General features: G+C 37.1%; 15 protein-coding genes. 9 read left to right on the top strand and 6 right to left on the bottom strand.

Going from position 1 to position 20,921, the window contains the following annotated elements:
• Nucleotides 1-67: 67 nt before the first annotated feature.
• Nucleotides 68-1,450: a Na+/H+ antiporter NhaC family protein gene (locus PARC_RS19680; protein WP_010553948.1), complete on the top strand. Its 1,383-nt coding sequence runs from the start codon at nt 68-70 to the stop codon at nt 1,448-1,450.
• 239 nt (nt 1,451-1,689) lie between these two features.
• On the opposite strand, the gene PARC_RS19675 is transcribed toward PARC_RS19680, so the two are convergent.
• On the bottom strand, nt 1,690-4,572 hold the full coding sequence (locus tag PARC_RS19675) for an insulinase family protein (RefSeq protein ID WP_010553949.1): 2,883 nt from the start codon (nt 4,570-4,572) through the stop codon (nt 1,690-1,692).
• Between the two features lie 239 nt (nt 4,573-4,811).
• On the opposite strand from PARC_RS19675, the gene PARC_RS19670 reads away from it, so the two are divergent.
• Nucleotides 4,812-5,228, top strand: coding sequence for an MAPEG family protein (locus tag PARC_RS19670; protein ID WP_010553950.1), 417 nt, complete (start codon nt 4,812-4,814; stop codon nt 5,226-5,228).
• Between the two features lie 64 nt (nt 5,229-5,292).
• Here the strand turns inward: PARC_RS19670 and PARC_RS19665 are convergent, their stop codons facing one another.
• Nucleotides 5,293-6,042, bottom strand: a complete 750-nt coding sequence (locus PARC_RS19665; RefSeq protein ID WP_010553951.1) for a peptidylprolyl isomerase — start codon at nt 6,040-6,042, stop codon at nt 5,293-5,295.
• A 258-nt stretch (nt 6,043-6,300) separates the two neighbouring features.
• Here PARC_RS19665 and PARC_RS21655 point away from each other — a divergent pair, with 258 nt between their 5' ends.
• Both PARC_RS21655 and ushA read left to right on the top strand, forming a co-directional pair.
• The gene (locus PARC_RS21655; RefSeq protein ID WP_010553952.1) at nt 6,301-6,471 is read left to right on the top strand and encodes a hypothetical protein; all 171 of its coding nucleotides are present in this window, start codon (nt 6,301-6,303) and stop codon (nt 6,469-6,471) included.
• 92 nt (nt 6,472-6,563) lie between these two features.
• Nucleotides 6,564-8,198, top strand: coding sequence for a bifunctional UDP-sugar hydrolase/5'-nucleotidase UshA (ushA, locus tag PARC_RS19660; RefSeq protein WP_010553953.1), 1,635 nt, complete (start codon nt 6,564-6,566; stop codon nt 8,196-8,198).
• Between the two features lie 26 nt (nt 8,199-8,224).
• Here the strand turns inward: ushA and PARC_RS19655 are convergent, their stop codons facing one another.
• Together PARC_RS19655 and PARC_RS19650 are read right to left on the bottom strand one after the other, a co-directional pair.
• Nucleotides 8,225-9,169, bottom strand: a complete 945-nt coding sequence (locus PARC_RS19655) for a hypothetical protein (RefSeq protein WP_010553954.1) — start codon at nt 9,167-9,169, stop codon at nt 8,225-8,227.
• Nucleotides 9,162-10,040: a type 2 periplasmic-binding domain-containing protein gene (locus PARC_RS19650; protein ID WP_033013066.1), complete on the bottom strand. Its 879-nt coding sequence runs from the start codon at nt 10,038-10,040 to the stop codon at nt 9,162-9,164. Before PARC_RS19650 ends, PARC_RS19655 begins: the two co-directional genes overlap by 8 nt.
• Before the next feature lie 239 nt (nt 10,041-10,279).
• Here PARC_RS19650 and PARC_RS19645 point away from each other — a divergent pair, with 239 nt between their 5' ends.
• The 3 genes from PARC_RS19645 (at nt 10,280) to PARC_RS19635 (ending at nt 17,958) form a co-directional block, all read left to right on the top strand.
• Nucleotides 10,280-11,140 carry a S1/P1 nuclease gene (locus tag PARC_RS19645; RefSeq protein ID WP_010553956.1) on the top strand — a complete coding sequence of 287 codons (861 nt, stop codon included), beginning with the start codon at nt 10,280-10,282 and terminating at the stop codon, nt 11,138-11,140.
• A 167-nt stretch (nt 11,141-11,307) separates the two neighbouring features.
• Entirely contained in the window at nt 11,308-14,535 is a 3,228-nt protein-coding gene (locus PARC_RS19640; RefSeq protein ID WP_010553957.1) for a TonB-dependent receptor, read from the top strand.
• 342 nt (nt 14,536-14,877) lie between these two features.
• Complete coding sequence (locus PARC_RS19635) at nt 14,878-17,958, top strand: TonB-dependent receptor (RefSeq protein ID WP_010553958.1); 3,081 nt, start codon at nt 14,878-14,880, stop codon at nt 17,956-17,958.
• A gap of 52 nt (nt 17,959-18,010) precedes the next feature.
• On the opposite strand, the gene PARC_RS19630 is transcribed toward PARC_RS19635, so the two are convergent.
• Nucleotides 18,011-18,442: a MarR family winged helix-turn-helix transcriptional regulator gene (locus tag PARC_RS19630; RefSeq protein WP_010553959.1), complete on the bottom strand. Its 432-nt coding sequence runs from the start codon at nt 18,440-18,442 to the stop codon at nt 18,011-18,013.
• A gap of 151 nt (nt 18,443-18,593) precedes the next feature.
• On the opposite strand from PARC_RS19630, the gene hmgA reads away from it, so the two are divergent.
• Complete coding sequence (hmgA, locus tag PARC_RS19625; RefSeq protein ID WP_010553960.1) at nt 18,594-19,895, top strand: homogentisate 1,2-dioxygenase; 1,302 nt, start codon at nt 18,594-18,596, stop codon at nt 19,893-19,895.
• Nucleotides 19,896-19,897: 2 nt separating this feature from the next.
• Nucleotides 19,898-20,527: a maleylacetoacetate isomerase gene (gene maiA, locus PARC_RS19620; RefSeq protein WP_010553961.1), complete on the top strand. Its 630-nt coding sequence runs from the start codon at nt 19,898-19,900 to the stop codon at nt 20,525-20,527.
• Nucleotides 20,528-20,560: 33 nt separating this feature from the next.
• Here the strand turns inward: maiA and PARC_RS19615 are convergent, their stop codons facing one another.
• Complete coding sequence (locus PARC_RS19615; RefSeq protein WP_007582405.1) at nt 20,561-20,794, bottom strand: TIGR02647 family protein; 234 nt, start codon at nt 20,792-20,794, stop codon at nt 20,561-20,563.
• Between the last annotated feature and the right edge of the window lie 127 nt (nt 20,795-20,921).

The raw sequence follows: 20,921 nt of genomic DNA, 5'->3' as shown, positions 1-20,921 counted from the left end.
TATAAGCAGTTTAAAAATTAATACTATTGTAATTTTTATACATGCTTTTAATTTTGTGAATACTTAAATGCTTGAACCTTCTGCGTTGAGTTTACTACCACCGTTAGTGGTGATTGTATTGGCTGTTGTATTACGCCGCCCTATTTTATCTTTACTTATTGGTGCTTTAGTTGGTTTAGTTATAGCCGATCCTGCACAGGTACTTACTAACTTTGCGAGTACATCGCTAAAAGTGATGACAGACGAAACCATTGGCTGGCTAATACTTGTATGTGGTGGCTTTGGCGCTTTAATCGCGCTATTAGTGCGCACAGGTGGCGCATCGGCTTTTGGCAAGTTAGCCCTTAAATACACTAAAGGTAAGCGTTCATCTTTGTTTATGACCTTTTGTTTAGGTGTGGTTATTTTTATTGATGACTACTTAAATGCGCTTACTGTGGGTGAGACCATGAAACGCATTACCGATAAATTTAAAGTTAGCCGCGAAATGCTTGCCTATGTTGTTGACTCTACTGCCGCACCAATTTGTGTGCTTGTGCCTTTATCTACCTGGGCGGTATTTTTTGGTGGCTTATTGGTAGATAACGGTATTGCTGAAGAAGGCAAAGGTATTGCTGTTTATATTCAAGCTATTCCGTACATGTTTTACGCGTGGTTTGCAGTGCTTGTTGTTTTACTTGTTGTGTTGGGTATTATTCCTGCGATTGGTCCAATGAAAAAAGCAGAACAAATGGCGCAAATTGAGCAAGCTCAAGTCGACCCAGCTCAATACAATAATGTTCAAACAGCGGATGAATATGCAGTAAAAGCAGCTGAAGAAAACTTTGAAGATGCTGATCCTAAAGGTAAATTACGTAACTTTTTGGTGCCGATTATTTTACTGGTTGCATTTACTGTTTACTTTGAAATAGACGTATACAAAGGCTTACTAGCAACAATGGCGGTCACTCTCCCGTTTTATGCGCTACAAAAATTAATGAGCGTAAGTGAAATGATTGAGCGCATGCTTGATGGCTTTAAAAGTATGATCCCCGCTATTGGTACTGTTATAGCTGCGTTTATATTTAAAGATGTATGCGACTTAATTGGTTTACCTCAGTTTGTTATTGGCAGCTTAAGCCCTTATATGACTGCTGCATATTTACCAGCCGTGGTATTTATTTCAATGGCTATTTTAGCGTTTGCAACAGGGTCTAGCTGGGGTATTTTTGCTGTATCAATTCCGATTGTTATGCCACTGGCAAATGCGGTTGATGCAAACATACCACTGGTCATTGGTGCGCTATTATCGGCTTCTTCTTTTGGTAGCCAAGCGTGTTTTTACTCAGATTCAACCGTACTCGCAGCGCAAGGCTCTGGTTGTAATTTAATGAGCCATGCCGTTACACAATTGCCTTACACGCTAATTGCTGCGGCATTAGCTGTTATAGGCTTTTTAATAATGGCTTAAATATTATACCAATCCGCAATAATACTTAATCATTTTGCGGGGCTAAACGAGTCGCTACCTGCGTTAAAAAATTTTCATTTAGAACAACTAAATAGCGAATTTTTTGCCTAGCTATCAACACGTTTTTCCATCCTCAAAATAGATCACTTAATTAAGCGAATTGGTATTATTAGTAAGATAAAAAATAAACCCCAATGTAGCAATACATTGGGGTTTATTTTTAGCTGTATAAATAAAGCTTATTTTTGTAGTTTAATACCATTGTAATAGGCATCAAGCGTTGTGATTTTAGTTTGATTTGGTAAATCGGCAAAGTCACTTTCTATAAACTTAGTACCACGTAATTGCACATTTAAACGTGCCGCATTAGGATTAAGCATTGTTTGCTTGTAGTAGTCTTTTATATCTGCAAGCGTTACTTTTTCAACTTCATCAATCAGCTTTTGCTTAGAATCAAAGGTAAAATTTTCACGGTACCAATCGTTTATAAGTGGGCTCATTTCGTCACTTAAGTTTTTAGGCTGCTCTTTAAGCGATACTAGGGTTGAATTTTTAAGCTGCTCAAAAGTCTCTTCGCTCATGTTATCAAGTTCAACTGCGTATTCTTTTTTAAACTTATCAAAACGAGCTTGTATTTCTTTAGGACCTTTAACCGGTGTTTGAATATACAAACCAATTGCTGAGTAATCCTCGATTGGGCGAGCTAATGCACCTACTGCGTATGCAAGTTGCTCCTCAGTACGCATTTTATCAAACGCAACTGTTCTAAAGTGGCTTTGTAATACAGCCGCTTCTGCTTTTTGTTTGTAACCCGCAACAGGGTGAACGGTCATATCAACCACCGCTACATCGGCTACATCAATATCTTTTTGCAGTACCAGCGTTTCGCCCGGTTGTGGCAACCATGCTTTGCTTCGCGCAAATTCACTGCGTTTATGGTTGCTTGGTAATGTTGCACTTAATTCGTCTGCAATCGCGTCTATATCTTGCTGATTGTAGTTACCGTAACTAAATACGCGTAAATCGTTTTGTGCAAACGTAGCTGTTTTTAATTGTGCTAAGTCGGCAACACTCACTGAGTCAGCGGCTTTAATAAGCGCGTCTGTATCAAAACCACCTGTACGCGTTAGTTTTGAATACTCGCCAAATGCTTGTGCATACGGAAACTGTTTTTGTTGGTTTAGTAAATTACGTTTAAAGCGATCAACTGCTTGGCTAAATGCTTGTGCTGTTTCATCGGCTTTTAATCCGGTTAAAGCTTGTTTAAGCAATACATCTTGTTTATCTGTGAAACCACTCATAGATAAAACAAGACCATTACTCGGCGCAAGGCTTACACTCATACCAGCGATTGCTGCTTCGGTACTTAACTGACTTTGTTGAATATTGTATAAATCAGCCCAAACAGAATAAAGTACTTCTGCTTTAATATCGTTCAAACCTGGTTGAGTATTTATATAAACTTCAACAAGCCCTTTTGGCTGCTCTGCAAATTTTTGACTTGCTTGGCGCCATACTTTTACACCATTTTTATCGTAAGCAAGCTCAGGGTGTTTTTGCTCTTTAAATGCTTGAGTTTTTATTGCAAAATTTTCAGGCAATAAATTGTTTACAGTTGGTAGTGCTAACTTAAATTCGCTTGGTTTTTTCCAGCTGGCAATTTCATCATCGCTAATATCACTAATGCGGTATTTGCCGTCGTAAAAGTGTAGTTGCGAGTCAGTCTCTTCTTGTTGCGATACATACCAAATACGAAGAGTATCGGCATTTAACTGCTCAAGTACTTTATTTACAGCATCAGCGTCAAATTTTGCATAATAGTAAGGTGCATTAATAGCGTGATTTAACGGATAGTCTTGCATGCTTTGCGTAAGTGAACTTACATAATTAAACTCATCACCTTTTTCTAAAAACTTAAACTGGTTATTTAGTGATGTACGAATTTCGTTGAAGTACTTGCTATCAACGCCCTCTTTTTTAATTAAATCGATGTACTGCATAATAGTCGCAACTATTTCGTCACGATTTTTCATGCCTTCATCTGTAAGCTCTGCGTTTACGTTTAATGACCCGTAGTTACCATATTGATTTGGTGCAGCTGAAGCTGACAACTGAGATACCCACCCTTTGTCACGAAGTAGTTGCGCTGGGCTGCCCGGCATTTCATTACTTAGTAAATACGCTACAAATCGGTTTGGTTTAAGCGCAAATTCGCTATTATTATTAGCAATGGTGAAATCAAGTTGTAGCTGTTTTACATCTTCATTTGGTGCATAAAACACGCGTTTTCCGCCAGCGTTATCAAAATCAAGTTTTGCAGTTACTGTTGGTTTTTCTATGTTTTTATTTTTTATATCAGCAAAGTATTTTTGTGCTTTTTGCTCCATTTCAGCAATAGATAAATTAGAAATAAGCGCTACTTTCATGACATTTGAAGAATAATATTTATTATAAAAATCAACCGTTTCTTTATGAAGCGAACTGTTTTCTTTATCACCAAGTGTTTCTAGATTACCAATTAAAAAGCGATTAGCTGGGTGATCGCCCATCATTTTACGCGCTAGTTTAAATTGACCAAAAAAGTCCATTTCGCGACGCATTGACCACTCTGCGTTTACTGCATTTTTTTCTTTGTCTGTGTATTCAGGGTATAATTTAGGTGCTTTAAAAAAGTCGGCAAAACGGTCTAGCCCTTCATCAAACGCGTCGTTATTAATTTTAAACATGTAATTAGTAATATCGAGCCAAGTATATGCATTGTGCGCGCCACCATTTTTGGTCATAAAATCAGAATACCCTTTTGTATCTGGGTAACGATCAGTGCCTAAAAACAGCATGTGTTCTAAATAATGCGCCATACCCTGTTGCGACATCGGGTCGTGTAGTAAACCTACACCTACACTTAGTGCCGCTGCCGATTTTTCCGCGCTCGGATCAGACACTAAAATAACTTCAATGTCGTTTGCTAATTTAAGTGTTTTATATTCGCGGTTATCGTTAGGGCTTACAACTAACGTGTCTGATAATAAAGAGGCCGGAGGCGCCACAGAAACCGAAGCTGTATTTGAACAACCACTTAAAACTGCAAGTGCGATAGCACTAAAACCAATAATCTTTTTCATTTTTGTTTTCCATTAAAAAAGTATTGCGCAAAATAGCATGCGCCAATTCAAAGCAATATAGTTAAGCTAAACTAACATTTTCAATTAATAACTTTCTACAAAATAACGCTATTTTGTGTAACACATTGTGAAAAATGTCTTCATAATCGGCTATTAGTTGCGAGTCTGCCAACCTTCGAGATTAAAAATCATTCAATATCAAAAGATACACAAACTCTAAATAATAATAAGGAAAAACAATGGAAAAAATCATCATACTTGCCATGTTTGCACAAGTTACGCTTTCACTGGTTGTCATGCTCATTATGGGTAAAAGGCGCTTTGCAGCAGCTAAAAACAAACAACTAGATTTAAGCGATTTTAAAACAATGCAATTAGATAAGGCTGGCGACACTATTAGGGTTGCAGATAGAAACTTTTCAAATCAGTTTGAAATACCTGTGCTTTTTTACGCGGTGTGTTTACTTGCACTACAGCTAAATAGCGCCAGTACACTTGTGGCTATACTGGCCTGTTTATTTGTAGCAACACGTATTGTGCATAGTGTTATTCATTTAGGTGAAAATAACGTACGAGCACGTTTTAAAGTGTTTTTACTAGGTTGTGCTTGTGTGTTTTCAATTTGGCTTGCGATGGTTTGGCGAGTATTACTTTAAACAGCAAGGTTTAATAATAATGTGGGCGGCTGGTTTACGCCATCCACATTACCGTTAATTTTAATTATTTAGCACGTTTTAAACGAGGAACCGCAAGTAAAAAAGCACCTAAAAGCCAAATTAATCCGCCGCCAGAACCGCTACTAGAATCTGTTGATGTGTCAGAATCAATTAGCGTATTTTCAGTAACAGTAAGACCTGCGGCTGAATTAGGATCATCATCCATTATCGCCACATTTTGAATAGTCACTAAATTAGCACTGCTAATTGTTACATCAGTGCTTGCACATTGTTCAGCAGTAATACCAACAACGGGTGTTTCACCACAATGAACTAACGCTGCAATATTATCTAGCGTGGCTTGGCTTGCCTCTGTTATTTGTCCAAATACAGTAAAACCCCCATTTTGTGTGTCTAATTGAGCACTGCCAACACTGTTATCCACAATATTAAAAAACCATTGGCTTGTGGCACTATTAGGATCGCCATCTACTTTCGCCATTGCAATAGTACCTTTAACATTTGAAAATACAGGTTCATTAATAATGGCAGGCTTAGTAGTAATTGGATCAAAGTCGTCAGAAAAAGTAAAACCCCCACCTTGAATAACAAAGTCACTCAGTGAACGGTGTATCACGGTTTGATTATAAGACTCATCATCAACGTAACTTAAAAAGTTTTCAACTGTTTTAGGCGTGTCTTGATCAAATAAATTAATCACAATAATACCTTGGCTAGTTTTCATTTCAACGATAGTTGCAGTGCTACTAAAGCTAGCAGCTGCCAATAGTGAACCAAGGAAAAACTTCTTCATATTTAACTCCTGTTGTTATAATTATTCAAATGTTTTGTTAATATACAGGCAGGTTATTATTACTCACTGAATAAATCGAGAGCAAATTGCATATTGATACAAATCAGACCGCATCGATAACATTTTAATTACATTGTTTTAGCTGTTTTAGCTATATTCTTTTAAGTTATATAAATCAAAACAGCTAAAACTAAATCATCTTTCCCCTGTGTGTACTTTTGTTACTATCAAACAAAATAAAAAACACTGGTAATAATAATGTCAAACACACAACACACTATTTGTGACTTTGGTTTACACAGAGGCGAAGCTTACACAAAGCTACCCGCCAGCTTTTTAACGTGGATGATTGCAGCAAATCATGAAAAATCTGAATATGCGAGTAAAGAGTTAAAGCGCAGAGAAACTGCTGCGACAAGCCGTAATTAAGATGAAATGTAAATAAGTACGTTTTTTTCGCATAAAACTAGTTTAAACTAGCCACTCAATAAATTAAGTGGGCCTTAATAGACAGGTATTTTATGCGAATAATTATTTTATTTTCAGTTTTTTTAAGCGTACTTGGGTGTACATCGGCTACAACCGACTCAAGTGTAAGTAACTCTCCTGCAACTCAATATCTTACTGTACTTCACACTAACGATAACCACGGGCGTTTTTGGCAAAACGAAAAAGGCGAATACGGTATGGCCGCTCGCAAAACGTTAATTGACTCTTTACGCAATAAAGCTCAAAAGCAAGGTCATGCAGTACTACTTCTCTCTGGTGGTGATATTAATACTGGCATTCCTGAGTCAGATTTACAAAAAGCAGAGCCTGACTTTAAAGGTATGTCTTTGATTGGTTACGATGCAATGGCATTAGGTAATCACGAATTCGACAACCCTATTGATGTTTTAAAGCAACAGCAAAAATGGGTGGATTTTCCTTTTCTATCAGCCAATATATTTGAAAAAGAGTCAGGCGAACACGCGTTTGATAGCTACAAAATATTCAAAAAGAATGGATTAACTATTGCTGTTATTGGTTTAACAACAACCGATACAGCTAAAATTGGTAATCCTCAGTATATTGGGCATTTAGAGTTTAAAGACCCTGTTGACGTTACAGCAAAACTAGCGAAAGAAATAAAAACTAAGTACAACCCTGACATTACAATCGCCCTGACTCATATGGGTCATTATGTTGATGCTAGCTTTGGTATTAACGCACCCGGTGATGTAACACTTGCTCGCTCACTTCCTGCAAACACGCTAGATATGATCATTGGCGGCCACTCTCAAGAACCTGTATGTATGAGCGATACAAATGTAAATGACGATAGCTTTAAACCAGGTCTTGCCTGTAAACCAGACCAACAAAACGGTACTTATATTATGCAAGCCCATGAATGGGGTAAGTATGTTGGTAAAGCCGAGTTTAAGCTTGAAAACGGAAAATTAAAGTTACTAGACTACAAACTGATGCCTGTTAATTTGTATGTAGATAAAGTACAAGCTGATGGCTCTACTAAAGAAGTATTGGCAAACGAGTACATTAAACCAGACCCTAAACTTGAATCCTATTTAGCGGTATACCAAGCTAAAGGCGCTAAACAAATTGAAGGTACCATTGGTGAAGTAGATGCTCGCTTAGAAGGTGACAGAAACAAAGTTCGTTACCAACAAACAAACCTTGCACGTGTAATTATTCAAGCTCAAATGGATGTAGTAAATGCAGACTTTGGATTAATAAGTGGCGGTGGTATTCGCAGCTCAATAGAGGCAGGTAAAGTAAGCTATAAAGATATTTTAAAAGTACATCCTTTCAAAAATCGTATTACTTATATGGATTGGCAAGGCAGTGATTTATGGGACTATTTAAATACAGTAACGAGCTTCCCACCGGATGCAGGTGCTTATTTGCAGTATCATAAACTATCGTTTGAACGTAAAAATGGCCAGCTAGTTAATGTGGTTATTAATGGACAACCTTTGAATAAAAATAAAACGTACCGTATGAGTCTAAATAGCTATAACGCATCAGGCGGCGATGGCTATCCTACGCTTACAAATAAAAAAGGCTTTATTAGTACAGACGAAACAGATGCCCAGGCACTTCAAGACTTTATATCAAAAAACAGCCCTCTTAAAACGGCTGAATTTACTCCTAAATAGCCTCTAATAATAGGAAAGTGACCTTGTTACTTTCCTATTATTTCAATACTGCCCTTTTTAATATTTGCCAGCCCATAACTATGCAGACGAGAGCGAGAACCCTCCCCGTATGCTTTAGGTGGGTAATATAACTCTTTTTCTTCAGGATATTCGCTGAGTATTTCATCTAATGCCGCACGTATTTCACTTAAGGTTTTTTCAAGACTATTATTAAAATTAGGCCTTTTTCTAACCGTATGGCCGAGTTCGATCAACCTATAAAAATACTTGTTAGCAAGCTCTAGCAGCTCCTCTGGCACATCTTTATTATGACTAAGCGTTACATCATCATTATTTGTACAATACTCTACAAGTGCTAAATAAAAGCACAATGGCTTATTGGCTAAACACATTTTTTGTTCTGAATTACAACTACTTGATAATGTTTTATCGTTAAGGTCAACAATAAGTATCAGCGGCGTAGACTCTGCAATTGATTGATGCTGTGCATTATTAAACTGCTTATTGCTTTGTTTAATAAACGCAAACTTTACCCAAAAGCTAACCAACACACTTAAAATAAAAAACATTAAATAATAAATAATATGACTCAACGTAAAATGAGTGTATTTAACGCTAAGTACAACTAATACAAACCCGCTGTTTGTACTCAAACTACGTATTATTTGGTTGGGCTTAATTGGTGTTACTATTTCGCTTTTGGGTGCAATAGTAACAACCCTAAGATCATCCGAATTGATGTAGCTATTTAAGATTTTAATGTAGCTATTAACCGCGTCTTTATTGCCTGAGTGTTTAAGCAGCTCATTTGATAAATCAAGTAAGGGTAAATCTAGTGCTATTTGCCTCTCGATCTGAATTATTTTTTGTTTGACTACTTGCTGGCTTTTTTGAGTTACAGAAATATAAAAAACAGACGATAAAATTAAAAATAAACATATAAAAACAAGTAGTTGCTTATACTTACTCATCATCAGCTTCCTCTTTTAAGTTTACTGAACTAGTACCGCAGCTCCAAAAAGGCTGCACATTTTGATAGTAGTGCAACCTTTGATCTTTAGACATAGCAAGTAAGTTTTCCTGAACTGCACACAACAAATCAGTATTGTTTTGCTGCATTTTTAAATACCATCTTGTTCCAGAAATATTATTACTCAATGGCGTAATATAGTTTTTTGAAAAACGTTTTTCGTCGCTCTCTTTCCAAAAAGAGGCAATAATATCTACTTTTCCGTCGGCGAGTAAATCACGTAATTCGTTATGAGAGCTAGCATAAGTGATTTTTAAATTGGCTAAATTAATATCCAACTCTTTAAACGTTTGCTTTGGTAAAATATGCCCTGATCGGCTGGTTGGATAATCAAGTAAACCTATGCGCTTATCTAAAAAGTATTGTTTGGTGATCCGTGGTTTTTCTTTAGAAGATATAAAAAAAGCCGTGTAGTCAGAAAAACCAACAACGGGCTGGTAGTTATATGTAGACTCCGCTTTAAAGGCTGCCATAATATTATTTTTAGCCAAAATTAAGTCAGCAATTCCTTTACCAACAAACTCAAAGCTGTCTGCCGTTCTATATCCCCAATACCCTTTTACAGAGCCATATTGCTTAGTCACTACGTTATCAAAGCATAACTTTTTTGTTAATAACTTGGCTATTTTTTTCGATTGCGTGAAAACAATTAGCTGGTCTTTATTACTTGTTGCAGTTGTTTGACATTCTGTTGAGGTTTCAATCATAACTGGAAAATGTAAATCATCGTTGTGTACACTAACTTGACCGAAAACCCATGTAACGACCAATAATAGAAACAAAAATATAACAATTAACATCTTGTGCAACATGATATTTTTAAAATTCAAAGCAATGCTACTCAAAAAAAGATTATATAGTGCATTTGAACAATTTTACTTACTTATTACAACAAGTAATTTTACCTATCAAGTATAACCTATTGATTTAAAAGTAATGTGAATAAGAAACTATGAATTTTAATGAGTCCTTCCTATCGACACCAAAAGTAAGGACAATTGACCGCATTAGCCTATAGCAACGCCATGAAATATTCATTTAGGAAGTTCTAATGCATAACAGTTTAAAGTACTCGATATCCTCTGCACTTTTGGTTAGTGCTATATTCACAAGCACCGACTCACATGCTTGGGGTCAAAATGGCCATCGTATTGTCGGGCAGATTGCACAATCTCATATAAGCGAAACAACTAAAGCAGCAATTAAACCTTATTTAGATGGTGAGTCACTAGCTCAAATATCAACGTGGCCTGATGAAATGCGCTCTGCTCCTGGCGAGTTTTGGCAAAAGAAATCATCTCGTTGGCATTATATTAATGCAGCACCAGGAAAATCTTTCAGCTTCAATCACGATCACACTAAAAATAAAGAATCTGTAAGTAATATCCTTGAAGGTATTCATTACTCAATGCAAACACTTACAGATACCAACAGTACCTTAGATGCTAAACAGTTCAGTTTGCGTTTTTTAGTGCATTTAGTAGGTGATAGCCATCAACCATTTCATGCAGGTAGAGGTGAAGACAGAGGTGGTAACCGTATTAAGGTTTCATTTTTTAACGAAGAAACAAATCTTCATAGCCTTTGGGATACAAAGCTAGTTGAAAACGAAAACTTGTCGTTCACTGAGTACGCACAATTTATTGATACAAATAACAGCGAGTTAATTGCACAGTATTTACAAAGCTCACCTATGACATGGGTTGAAGAATCTCATAATTTAGCCACAAAAATTTATAAATATACCAACAACGAAATTGGTTATAGCTACATATATAACAATACTCCAATTATAAAAACGCGCTTACAGCAAGCGGGTATTCGATTAGCAGGATTATTAAATGCCTTATTTGACCCTTCTGCAAAAGAGTTAGAAACAGCTTTAGCTTTTGAAAAGAAGCAAACTAACTAGATGTATTTCATATTAATGTAATACTAGAAAAGTAAAATCAAAGAAATATGATTAAAAAGCAATACATAATTTAAATACTGCAAAGCTTAATAAGGCCCATTAGCTTGGTTCTTATAAGTATATTTAAAACTATAAATTTGACATTAATAACACGGGAAATCAACATTATGACTAAGCTTCGTCTTTCGAAATTAACTGGTGCTATAATTTTAGCGCTAGGTGTTTCTACAAGCGCAATGGCTGCTGATACTTCTTCTGCAATGCGTGGTAAAATTACGACGCCTTCAGGTGGCAGTGCTGCAAACGTTAAAATTAAAGTAGTTCACCAACCAACGGGAACTATTAGCGAACTAACTACAAACGAAAGTGGTACTTTCATAGCCAACGGCTTACGTGTAGGTGGTCCTTACATGGTTATCATCGATTCTGATACCTTTAACGATACCACTGTTGAAAATATCTACTTGAACCTTGGTGAAACTTACCGTTTAAGCTCGCAGCTTGCTCCACGAAACATCGAAAAGATTGAAGTGTCTGGTTATAAAATCGTTCAACAATCAGGTGGCTCTAGCAGTACATTTGGCTCTGACACTATTGAAAATATGCCAAGCTTTAATCGCGATATTAAAGATATTGCGCGTTTAAACCCACTTGCGAGTATTAACGGTAATGGCGAGCTAACGTTTGCAGGTAGTAACCCTCGATCAAATGGTTTAACTGTTGATGGCATCGGCCAAAACGATGATTTTGGCTTAAGTTACGGTGGTTACCCAACTTCACAGCCTCCAGTTGCACTTGATGCTATTGAACAAATTTCTGTTGATGTATCTCCATTTTCAGCTTCTAAAGGTAACTTTGGCGGCGGTACCATTAATGCGGTAACAAAATCAGGTACGAACGAATTTAAGTTTTCTGGTTTTTATGAAACATCAACTCCTGATATTGCAGGCGATGTAGACAGTATTTCTCAAGTTTATACTGATGGCCGACCGGCTTTAGATGAAGATGGTCATCGTACATATGTTATTGAAAAAGTTGAGCCAATCCAAACTGAGAAACGTTATGGTTTTAATGTTGGCGGACCGTTGATCGACGACACTTTGTTTTATTTTGTAAACTACAACAAGTGGACAAGTGAACTTGATTTGGATTATGGTTTTGAAGGTTCAGGCGCAACGAACGAGTACGACGTAACAGAAGATAATTACAATAATTTTCTTAACATTTTAAGTAATGAATATGGATTAACTGACTCTTTAGGTGGCGATCCTAAAGATACAAACGAGTCATTACTTGTTAAATTAAGCTGGAACATTAATGATGCCCACCGTCTAGATTTTACTTACCAATGGCAAGATGACAAAGACGAAACAAATGTTGGTACTGGCGGAAGCACTGTAAGCTTAGCGTCAAGCCGTTACACTTACGCCACTAAATTTAATAATTTTGCGACTAAATTATACTCAGACTGGAATGAAAACTTCTCAACTGAAATTGGTATAGCTTATAAAGATGTTTCATCTAGAAGCTTAACAAATTCTGACATCGGTTTCGTTAAAGTTGAAGAATACTATCGTGGTCCTGCTTACGAGTTTGGTACCGACGAATTCCGCCATGCAAATAGCGCATCAACTGAAAACTTAACACTCACGTTTGATGCAACTTATTTAATGGATGACCATGAGATTAACTTTGGTATGCAGTATGAGTCGTTAAACTTATACAACTTATTTGCTTCCAATTCATTAGGCTCTTGGGAGTTTGATAACTTTGAAGGCTTCGAAAACCGTGAAGTTGGCAACTACGACGGCACTTACGATTTTTCTTACAGTAACGCATTTACAAACAATCCAAATGACACCGCTTATGATGCCACGCGCAACCAATTAGCGCTTTACATTGAGGATACGTTTTACGTTGGTGACGATTTAGAAGTAACAGCAGGCATTCGCTATGAGCGTTTATCATCAGATGATAAACCAACACGTAATGAAAATTTTGTTAATGCTTACAGCGCATTATATGGAGTTGATGACTTCAATAACCAAGAAAATCTTGATGGCTTAGATATTTTCCTACCACGTATAGGCTTTAAATATTATGCAACTGAAGCATTAACCATCAACGGTGGCATAGGTCGCTTCCAAGGTGGCATTCCAAATGTTTGGTATAACAACTCATTCCAAAATGATGGTATTACAATTGTTGAACCGACAGAAAACTTCGTTAACAACTATTATGCAAACAACCAGGCTGATATTACACAAGTGCCTGACGCAATTAAAAATTCGTTAGTGCAAGGTACTGGTAGCACAAACTACATTGACCCTGACTTTAAATTACCTTCAAGTATTCGTGCTCAAGTTGGTTTTGAGTATGAGTTTGACTCAGAATTGCTTGGCGATGGATTTAAATGGCAAGCTGAAATTGCTTACCATAAGAAAGAGAACGAAGCTGTATGGCATAACACGGCTATCCAACCTGTTGGTTTAGCTGCCGATGGTGAGCGTGTAATCAACGAAAGTATTTATAGCGGTGACCTTGATCAAAACTTTGATATTGCAATGACTAACTCATCTGACGATGGCCGTTCAATTATTATCTCAACGGGTCTTGCAAAAGAGTTCGAAAATGGTCTTTACGTTTCAGCAAGCTACGCACACCAAGACGTAACTGAAGCATCTTCTGGTTCTTCTTCACGTGCACAAAGTAATTATCAGTACAACATTACACGTAATCGCAATGAAGATTTTGCTGACCGTGGTTCTTACGAAGTAGAGCACAGCTTTAAAGTTAATTTGGCTTATAACACTGAATTTTTTAGTGGCTACGCAACTAAGTTTAACGTATTTTTTGAACGTCGTTCGGGCCGCCCTTTTAGCTACACTATGGGTATGTACCAAGAGCGCGGCTTAGGTGATACTAAAGACTTTGATAGTAGCTCAGCTTACTTAGCTTATATACCTACAGGTGCTGATGATCCAAATGTAAACTGGGATGAGTCTGGTTTATCTTGGAATGAATTAGAAACGCTTCTAAATCGTGCTGGTATATCAGAGCGTGGTGAAATTTTAGGTCGTAACTCAGGCACTCAACCTTGGGTAACTACTATGGATGTAAGTATCAAACAAGAAATACCTGGCTTTGCTGAAGGTCACAGCGGTGAAATTTATTTCATGGTTGATAACTTTGCAAACTTATTAAATAGCGATTGGGGTGTTGAAAAACGTTTAGGCTTTTCTGACCAAGCCGTATATGACTTTGAAGGTTTAGATGCTGATGGTCGTTACAAAATTGACCCTCGACACGACGGTGCTGACGTTCGTAACTATAGCCAGTATGTAACTAGTTCTTCTGCATGGCAGGCTAAAATTGGTATTAGCTACAAGTTTTAAGCCTTAAAAACTCTACATCAATAACTTGTTAAGTTATTTGTAAGTTACAATAAACCCATTGCAAATTTGTAATGGGTTTTTATATTCCACGCTACAATTTCACATTTTTGTCATAAACCCCACGTAGTATATATCCCGAAATAGAGTTATTGCTCAAAAAAAGCACTCAAATAGACAAATATATTACTATTTATTAAAAATATATTGCAGTTGTATTTTATTTGTAACGAATAAATAAGGTACACTAGTAACGGATTTTGAAAAATGAACTTAAACTGTTTATTTTGCAAAATTTAAAATAAAAATATAAAAATTTAATTAATAACTACACGGGAAAATTAAATGAAAACTCAATTACGCAAAACAGCTCTTTCACTTGCTATAGCAGCATGTGTTGGTGTGAGTGGCGCTGCAATGGCTAACGAAACGTCATCATCTGTAAAAGGTCAAATTACAGGGCCAAATGGTAGTCCTGCGGTCGGTACTAAAATTACAGTTATACACGTCCCATCAGGTTCAACTAAAACGACAACAGTGAATGAAGCTGGTAGCTTTTCATCTAAAGGGTTACGTGTTGGTGGTCCATACAAAATAATTGTAGACTCAGATAAATTTCAAGATACTGAACTTGAAAATATTTATTTAACACTAGGTCAAACCTATCCAGTTACTGTTGCTTTGAGTTCAGAACAAATGGAGCAAATTGTTGTAACAGGTGCACCTATTAGTTCTCAATCTGGTGGTACAGGCCCTGCGTCAACATTTTCATTAAGTGATTTAGAAAACAAACCAGCCATCAATCGCGATTTAAAAGATATAATCCGAGCAGACCCTCGAATTTACATTGACGAAACAAATGCTGGCGCGATTAATTGTGGTGGTGGTAACCCTCGATTTAACAGCCTAACCCTTGATGGCGTTCGCATGAACGATAACTTTGGTTTAAATTCAAGTGGTTACCCTACAGAAAGAATCCCTTTTTCTTTTGATTCTATCGCTCAAGTTGCAGTAGAGCTTGCTCCATTTGATGTTCAGTACGGTGGCTTTACATCATGTAACATCAATGCAGTAACTAAATCTGGTACAAATGAACTTACTGGTGGTTTCTTCTATGATTACACTAATGACTCACTGTCTGGAGATTCAATTAAAGGTAATAAGCAGGATCTAGGCGATTACTCAGAAAAACGTTATGGCTTTAATGTAGGTCTTCCTCTTATAGAAGATAAGTTATTCCTATTTACATCATACGAAAAATTAGAAGGCGCAGAAATTTTTGAGTACTCACCTTTTGTAAATGGTCGTATAGATCAAGCGACTATTGATCGAGTAACACAAATAGCGATTGATAACTATGCATACGATCCAGGTTCTTTAATCCCAAGTATGCCTGTTGAAGATGAAAAAATCTTAGTGAAGTTAGATTGGAATATTAATGATTCCCATCGAGCAAGCTTTTTATACAATTACAATGATGGCTTTGCAATTTCACAATCAGACACTGGTTCAGAGCGTTTAGCTCTGTCTAACCATTTCTATGAACGTGGTGCAAAGTTAGAATCTTATGTAACTTCATTCTACTCTGATTGGACTGATAATTTTTCTACTGAAATCCGTGTAGGATACTCAAAGCTTGATAATCGTCAAAACTCTATAGATGCAGCATCAGGCTTTGGTGAATTCCAAATCAACACAGGTGATGTAACTGTTTACCTTGGTCCGGATGATTCACGTCAATCAAACAAACTTAATTACGATAACTTATCGCTTAAACTTGCCGGTACTTATTACTTAGAAGAGCATGAAATCTCGTTTGGCTACGAACGAGAGGAACTAGATGTTTTCAATTTATTTGTACAGCATAGTCAAGGTGAGTACCGTTTCAACTCTATAACAGATTTTGAAAGTGGTTTAGCTGATCGTATATATTACGGTAATGCGGCAAGTCAAAATCCAGATGATGCTGCTGGTGAGTTTAAATATGCTTTAAATACTTTATATGCTCAAGATAAATTTGATTTAGTTGACTACGATGTAACGTTTACTGTTGGTCTTCGTTATGACTGGTATACGAGTGATGATACTCCAACATTCAACCAAAATTTTGAAGACCGCTATGGTTATTCAAATAGTCAAAATCTTGATGGTGTTGATTTATTGCAACCTCGTTTAGGTGTTAACTGGATTTATAATGACCAATTAGAGTTACGTGGTGGTATTGGCTTATACTCAGGTGGTAATCCAAATGTGTGGATTTCTAACAGTTATTCGAACGATGGTGTGCGTAATGTCCAAGTTCGCGGTGACGATTTACAAATCTTAGGTGCTGACACGATAGCATTTAATGGCAATGGTCAACCTGGCTACGATATTCCTCAAAGTTTATATGATACTGTAGGGCTAGGTGGTGCAGATGCTGATGTAAATGTTACTGACCCTGATTTTGAAATTCCATCAGAGTGGAAGTTTTCACTAGGTGGTACCTATATCACTGAAGATAACTATGTATTTAACGTAGATTATTTATACACTGATAAGAGAAACTCAGCGATTGTTCAAAATTTAGCATATGAACAAACTGGAACGGCCCCTGATGGACGCCTTATTTATAATGGTGGTTCAGACTTCCTGTTAACAAACGTTGATGGTGACGATGCATACTCTCATATATTATCATTTGGTATGAGTAAATCGTTTGATAATGGAATTGATCTATCTCTTTCATATGCTTATACAGAGTCTAAAGACGTACATCCAATGACAAGCTCTGTGGCATTCTCTAATTACCATGGGATTGCTGTTTCTGACTCAGAAAACCCAGGTGTTGCTACATCAAATTATGAGATTCCACATCGCTTCACGATGTCATTAGCTTATAGCTATGAGCTATTTGACGGTTATGACACTAAATTTAACTTATTTGGCCAAGCATCGAAAACATCGCCGTATTCTTACTCATTCGAAAATGAAAATAATTTCACTTTTGGATATAATGATAATGCTCGTCAATTATTATATGTACCAACGGTTGACGATAGCACTGTTAGCTATGGACCTGATTTTGATTTAACAGCATTTAATGATTGGATTAGTAGTGAAGGTCTGAGCCGCGGTGAAATACTAGAGCGAAATAGTATTGATGGTGATTGGTGGGTTACTTTTGACTTAAAAGTAGAACAAGAGTTTGCAGGGTTTAAAGAAGGCCACAAAGGCGCTGCATACTTTACTATTGCCAATATTGGTAATATGTTAAATGATGACTGGGGTGTGTTAGAAAGCGGTTCATCTCTTCAAAGTGCCGTAACAGCTGATATTGTTGATGGTAAATATGTTTACAATAGCTTTAACAATCCAGCAGGAACAAGTATAGAAGTTAACCCTTCTCTTTGGGAAATGCGAGTAGGTATCAAATACGATTTCTAATTTAGAACTGTAACCTAAAACATCTTTTAAAAGCCCACTTTGGTGGGCTTTTTTATGCCTTTAATTTGTTATTTAACTTTTCAAAAATACTCACTAGCACTTCGTATTCTTCGTTGGTTAAAGTGCTCAGTAACTGTTTTTCCCAATTTAGTGCATCGGGCGCTATATTTTCATATAAGTTTTGCCCTACTTGGCTCAGCACAAGTAATGCTGCGCGTTTGTCTTGCTCATTTAGCTCACTTCTAACTAAACCTTTATCTATTAAAACTTTTACCGCGCGCGACACTGTCGACTTGTCCATATTTGCTTGCGTGCATAAATCCTTTGCGTTGCTTTGGCCATACTGCGCTAAATTAGCAAGTATTCGCCACTGGGGAATATTTAAACCGTACTTAGTTTGATAAACCTCGGCAAAGTCGTTACTTACACGTGTTGCTACATTCGTTAATTGATAAGGTAAAAACGTTGCTAAATCAATTTTCATTTTTAGTTATCCCAGCTTTGTAAGGTTTACTTTGGTGTTCATTAATATTTACGCAGATGCATAGTTGCACATTTGATATTAGTCTCACTTGAGAGTATCTTAACTGAAATAAAAATAATATTAAACCACCCCCCTCTCACAGGAGTCAGTAATGGCGACACAATTAAGTTATATGACAGGTTTTGGTAATGAATTTGAAACACAAGCGCTACCCGGTGCATTGCCAATAGGACAATTTAGCCCACAAAAGGTCAAATACGATTTATACACCGAGCAACTTAGTTCGACTGCATTTACGGCTCCTCGCGCTTCAAATCGCCGCACTTGGTTTTACCGCCTTCGTCCGTCTGTAGTGCAAGGTAATTACCAAGCAATTGATAACGGCTTAATAAGAACAGCCCCAATTACTGAAGCCGTAACACCACCAACAATGCTACGTTGGAACCCTATTGATATGCCTTCACATCCTACTGATTTTATTGATGGCTTGGTAACTATGGCTGCTAATGGCAGTGCTAATGGGCAATCTGGTATTGGCATTCATGTATATGTCGCTAATCAGTCAATGCAAGGACGTTACTTTTGCAATGCCGATGGCGAAATGTTGTTTGTCCCTCAGCAAGGTGAGTTATTAATTCACACCGAGTGCGGTAAGTTAAGCATTAAACCAGGTGAAATTGCTGTAATTCCCAGAGGAATTAAGTTCGCTGTTGATTTAATTGATGATACAGCCCGTGGTTATATTTGTGAAAATTATGGCCATGCGTTAGAGCTTGCAGAGCGAGGACCTGTTGGTGCAAACGGTTACGCCAACGACAGAGACTTTCAATACCCCGTTGCTGCCTTTGAAGATAAAGAAGGTGACTTTGAGCTTGTATCTAAATTCAACGGTAATTTATTTAGCTGTGAAATTAAGCACTCTCCTTTTGATGTGGTTGCATGGACGGGTAACAGCTCCCCCTATAAATACGACTTATCGCGTTTTAATGTGATGAATACAGTAAGTTTTGATCATCCCGACCCATCTATATTCACTGTGCTAACCTCTCCTTCTGCTACTGAGGGTATGGCAAATGTCGATTTTGTGATATTTCCACCACGTTGGATGGTAGCCGAAAATACATTCCGCCCGCCGTATTATCACCGCAATATTATGAGTGAATTTATGGGCTTGATTGAGGGTGTGTATGATGCAAAAGAGCATGGTTTTGTACCTGGTGGTGCAAGTTTACACAATTGTATGTCGCCACATGGACCTGAAGCCGACGTATTTGAAAAAGCCTCAAACGCTGAGCTTACACCACAAAAATACGAAAACACATTGGCCTTTATGTTTGAGTCGCGCTATATAATTTCACCGACAAAATATGCATTAGAAGGTAGGGAACGCCAACCAAACTACACCGATTGCTGGCGTACTATTAAAAAACAATTTACAGGTTCACAGGATTAATTATGAAATTATACAGCTACTTTCGCTCATCAGCGGCCTATAGGGTGCGTATAGCGCTTAACTTAAAAGCAATTGATCATGAACTTGCTATTGTTAACCTTTTAAAATCGGAGCAGCTTGGGGAAGAATACTTAGCGACTAATCCGCAAGGCTTACTACCTGCACTTAAAACCGATAATGGTGTTTTAGCACAATCGCTTGCAATACTGGAATGGCTTGATGAAACTTATCCGCAATCGCCATTAATTACAGGAACTGCGTGGCAAAAAGCACAAATAAGAAATTTAAGCTTTGCCATTGCCTGCGATATTCATCCTGTTAATAATTTACGCGTGCTGAAGTATTTATCGAACGAATTAGGTGTTGATGACGAGGCTAAAAATAAGTGGTATCGACATTGGATAGAAGTTGGTTTTGAAAAAATAGAACTGATGCTAAACGAAAATGATGACTACTGTTTTGGTAATCAACCAACACTTGCTGACATTTGTTTAGTGCCGCAAGTATTTAATGCAATTCGTTTTAACGTAAATATGAGCGCTTATCCAAAAATTGCAGCTATTTACGAACACTGTAATAAATTAGCTGCATTTAATGATGCTGCACCGCAAAATCAACCCGATGCAAATTAAGCTAGTTCAGTAACTAACTAGAGTTCAGGTTAGCTAGCTTTGTAGCGCACTATGAATAACCGTAATGTGCTCAATTAAATCTAAGCCCAGATCAGTTAAATATCCGCCATCTGGGCTATCTATAATCCCTTTTTCAAATAAACGTTGCGCTGCACTAAGTAAGCTTGGCTCTGCGTCTGAGTGTAATTTAATACCCTGCATTTTACTGTCGCGAGGAAACTTCGCTAATAGTGTGAATTCTTCGATCATTGTTTGATTAAATTGCATTGTGTGCACCTTTTTATTTGAATCCAAGTTGTTCTGTGAGTAACTAAGTTTATAATTAAAATCACTTTGTGTACTTTACACTAGCACGTTTTTTAGCTTAATGTATTATTTTTAACCCTCCCTATTT

Source organism: Pseudoalteromonas arctica A 37-1-2 (genome assembly GCF_000238395.3).
Lineage (GTDB): Bacteria > Pseudomonadota > Gammaproteobacteria > Enterobacterales > Alteromonadaceae > Pseudoalteromonas > Pseudoalteromonas arctica.
The sequence above is the reverse complement of the archived record's forward strand: the minus strand, read 5'-3'. Positions and strand labels throughout refer to the sequence as shown.

What these genes read in the sequence shown, in the direction of transcription:
- ushA (WP_010553953.1), top strand. Translation starts at nt 6,564, where the DNA reads ATGCGAATAATTATTTTATTTTCAGTTTTTTTAAGCGTACTTGGGTGT.
- maiA (WP_010553961.1), top strand. Translation starts at nt 19,898, where the DNA reads ATGAAATTATACAGCTACTTTCGCTCATCAGCGGCCTATAGGGTGCGT.
- PARC_RS19665 (WP_010553951.1), bottom strand. Translation starts at nt 6,042, where the DNA reads ATGAAGAAGTTTTTCCTTGGTTCACTATTGGCAGCTGCTAGCTTTAGT.
- PARC_RS19675 (WP_010553949.1), bottom strand. Translation starts at nt 4,572, where the DNA reads ATGAAAAAGATTATTGGTTTTAGTGCTATCGCACTTGCAGTTTTAAGT.
- PARC_RS19615 (WP_007582405.1), bottom strand. Translation starts at nt 20,794, where the DNA reads ATGCAATTTAATCAAACAATGATCGAAGAATTCACACTATTAGCGAAG.
- PARC_RS19645 (WP_010553956.1), top strand. Translation starts at nt 10,280, where the DNA reads ATGCATAACAGTTTAAAGTACTCGATATCCTCTGCACTTTTGGTTAGT.
- PARC_RS19650 (WP_033013066.1), bottom strand. Translation starts at nt 10,040, where the DNA reads ATGTTGCACAAGATGTTAATTGTTATATTTTTGTTTCTATTATTGGTC.
- PARC_RS19630 (WP_010553959.1), bottom strand. Translation starts at nt 18,442, where the DNA reads ATGAAAATTGATTTAGCAACGTTTTTACCTTATCAATTAACGAATGTA.
- PARC_RS19670 (WP_010553950.1), top strand. Translation starts at nt 4,812, where the DNA reads ATGGAAAAAATCATCATACTTGCCATGTTTGCACAAGTTACGCTTTCA.
- PARC_RS19680 (WP_010553948.1), top strand. Translation starts at nt 68, where the DNA reads ATGCTTGAACCTTCTGCGTTGAGTTTACTACCACCGTTAGTGGTGATT.
- PARC_RS19640 (WP_010553957.1), top strand. Translation starts at nt 11,308, where the DNA reads ATGACTAAGCTTCGTCTTTCGAAATTAACTGGTGCTATAATTTTAGCG.
- PARC_RS21655 (WP_010553952.1), top strand. Translation starts at nt 6,301, where the DNA reads ATGTCAAACACACAACACACTATTTGTGACTTTGGTTTACACAGAGGC.
- hmgA (WP_010553960.1), top strand. Translation starts at nt 18,594, where the DNA reads ATGGCGACACAATTAAGTTATATGACAGGTTTTGGTAATGAATTTGAA.
- PARC_RS19635 (WP_010553958.1), top strand. Translation starts at nt 14,878, where the DNA reads ATGAAAACTCAATTACGCAAAACAGCTCTTTCACTTGCTATAGCAGCA.
- PARC_RS19655 (WP_010553954.1), bottom strand. Translation starts at nt 9,169, where the DNA reads ATGAGTAAGTATAAGCAACTACTTGTTTTTATATGTTTATTTTTAATT.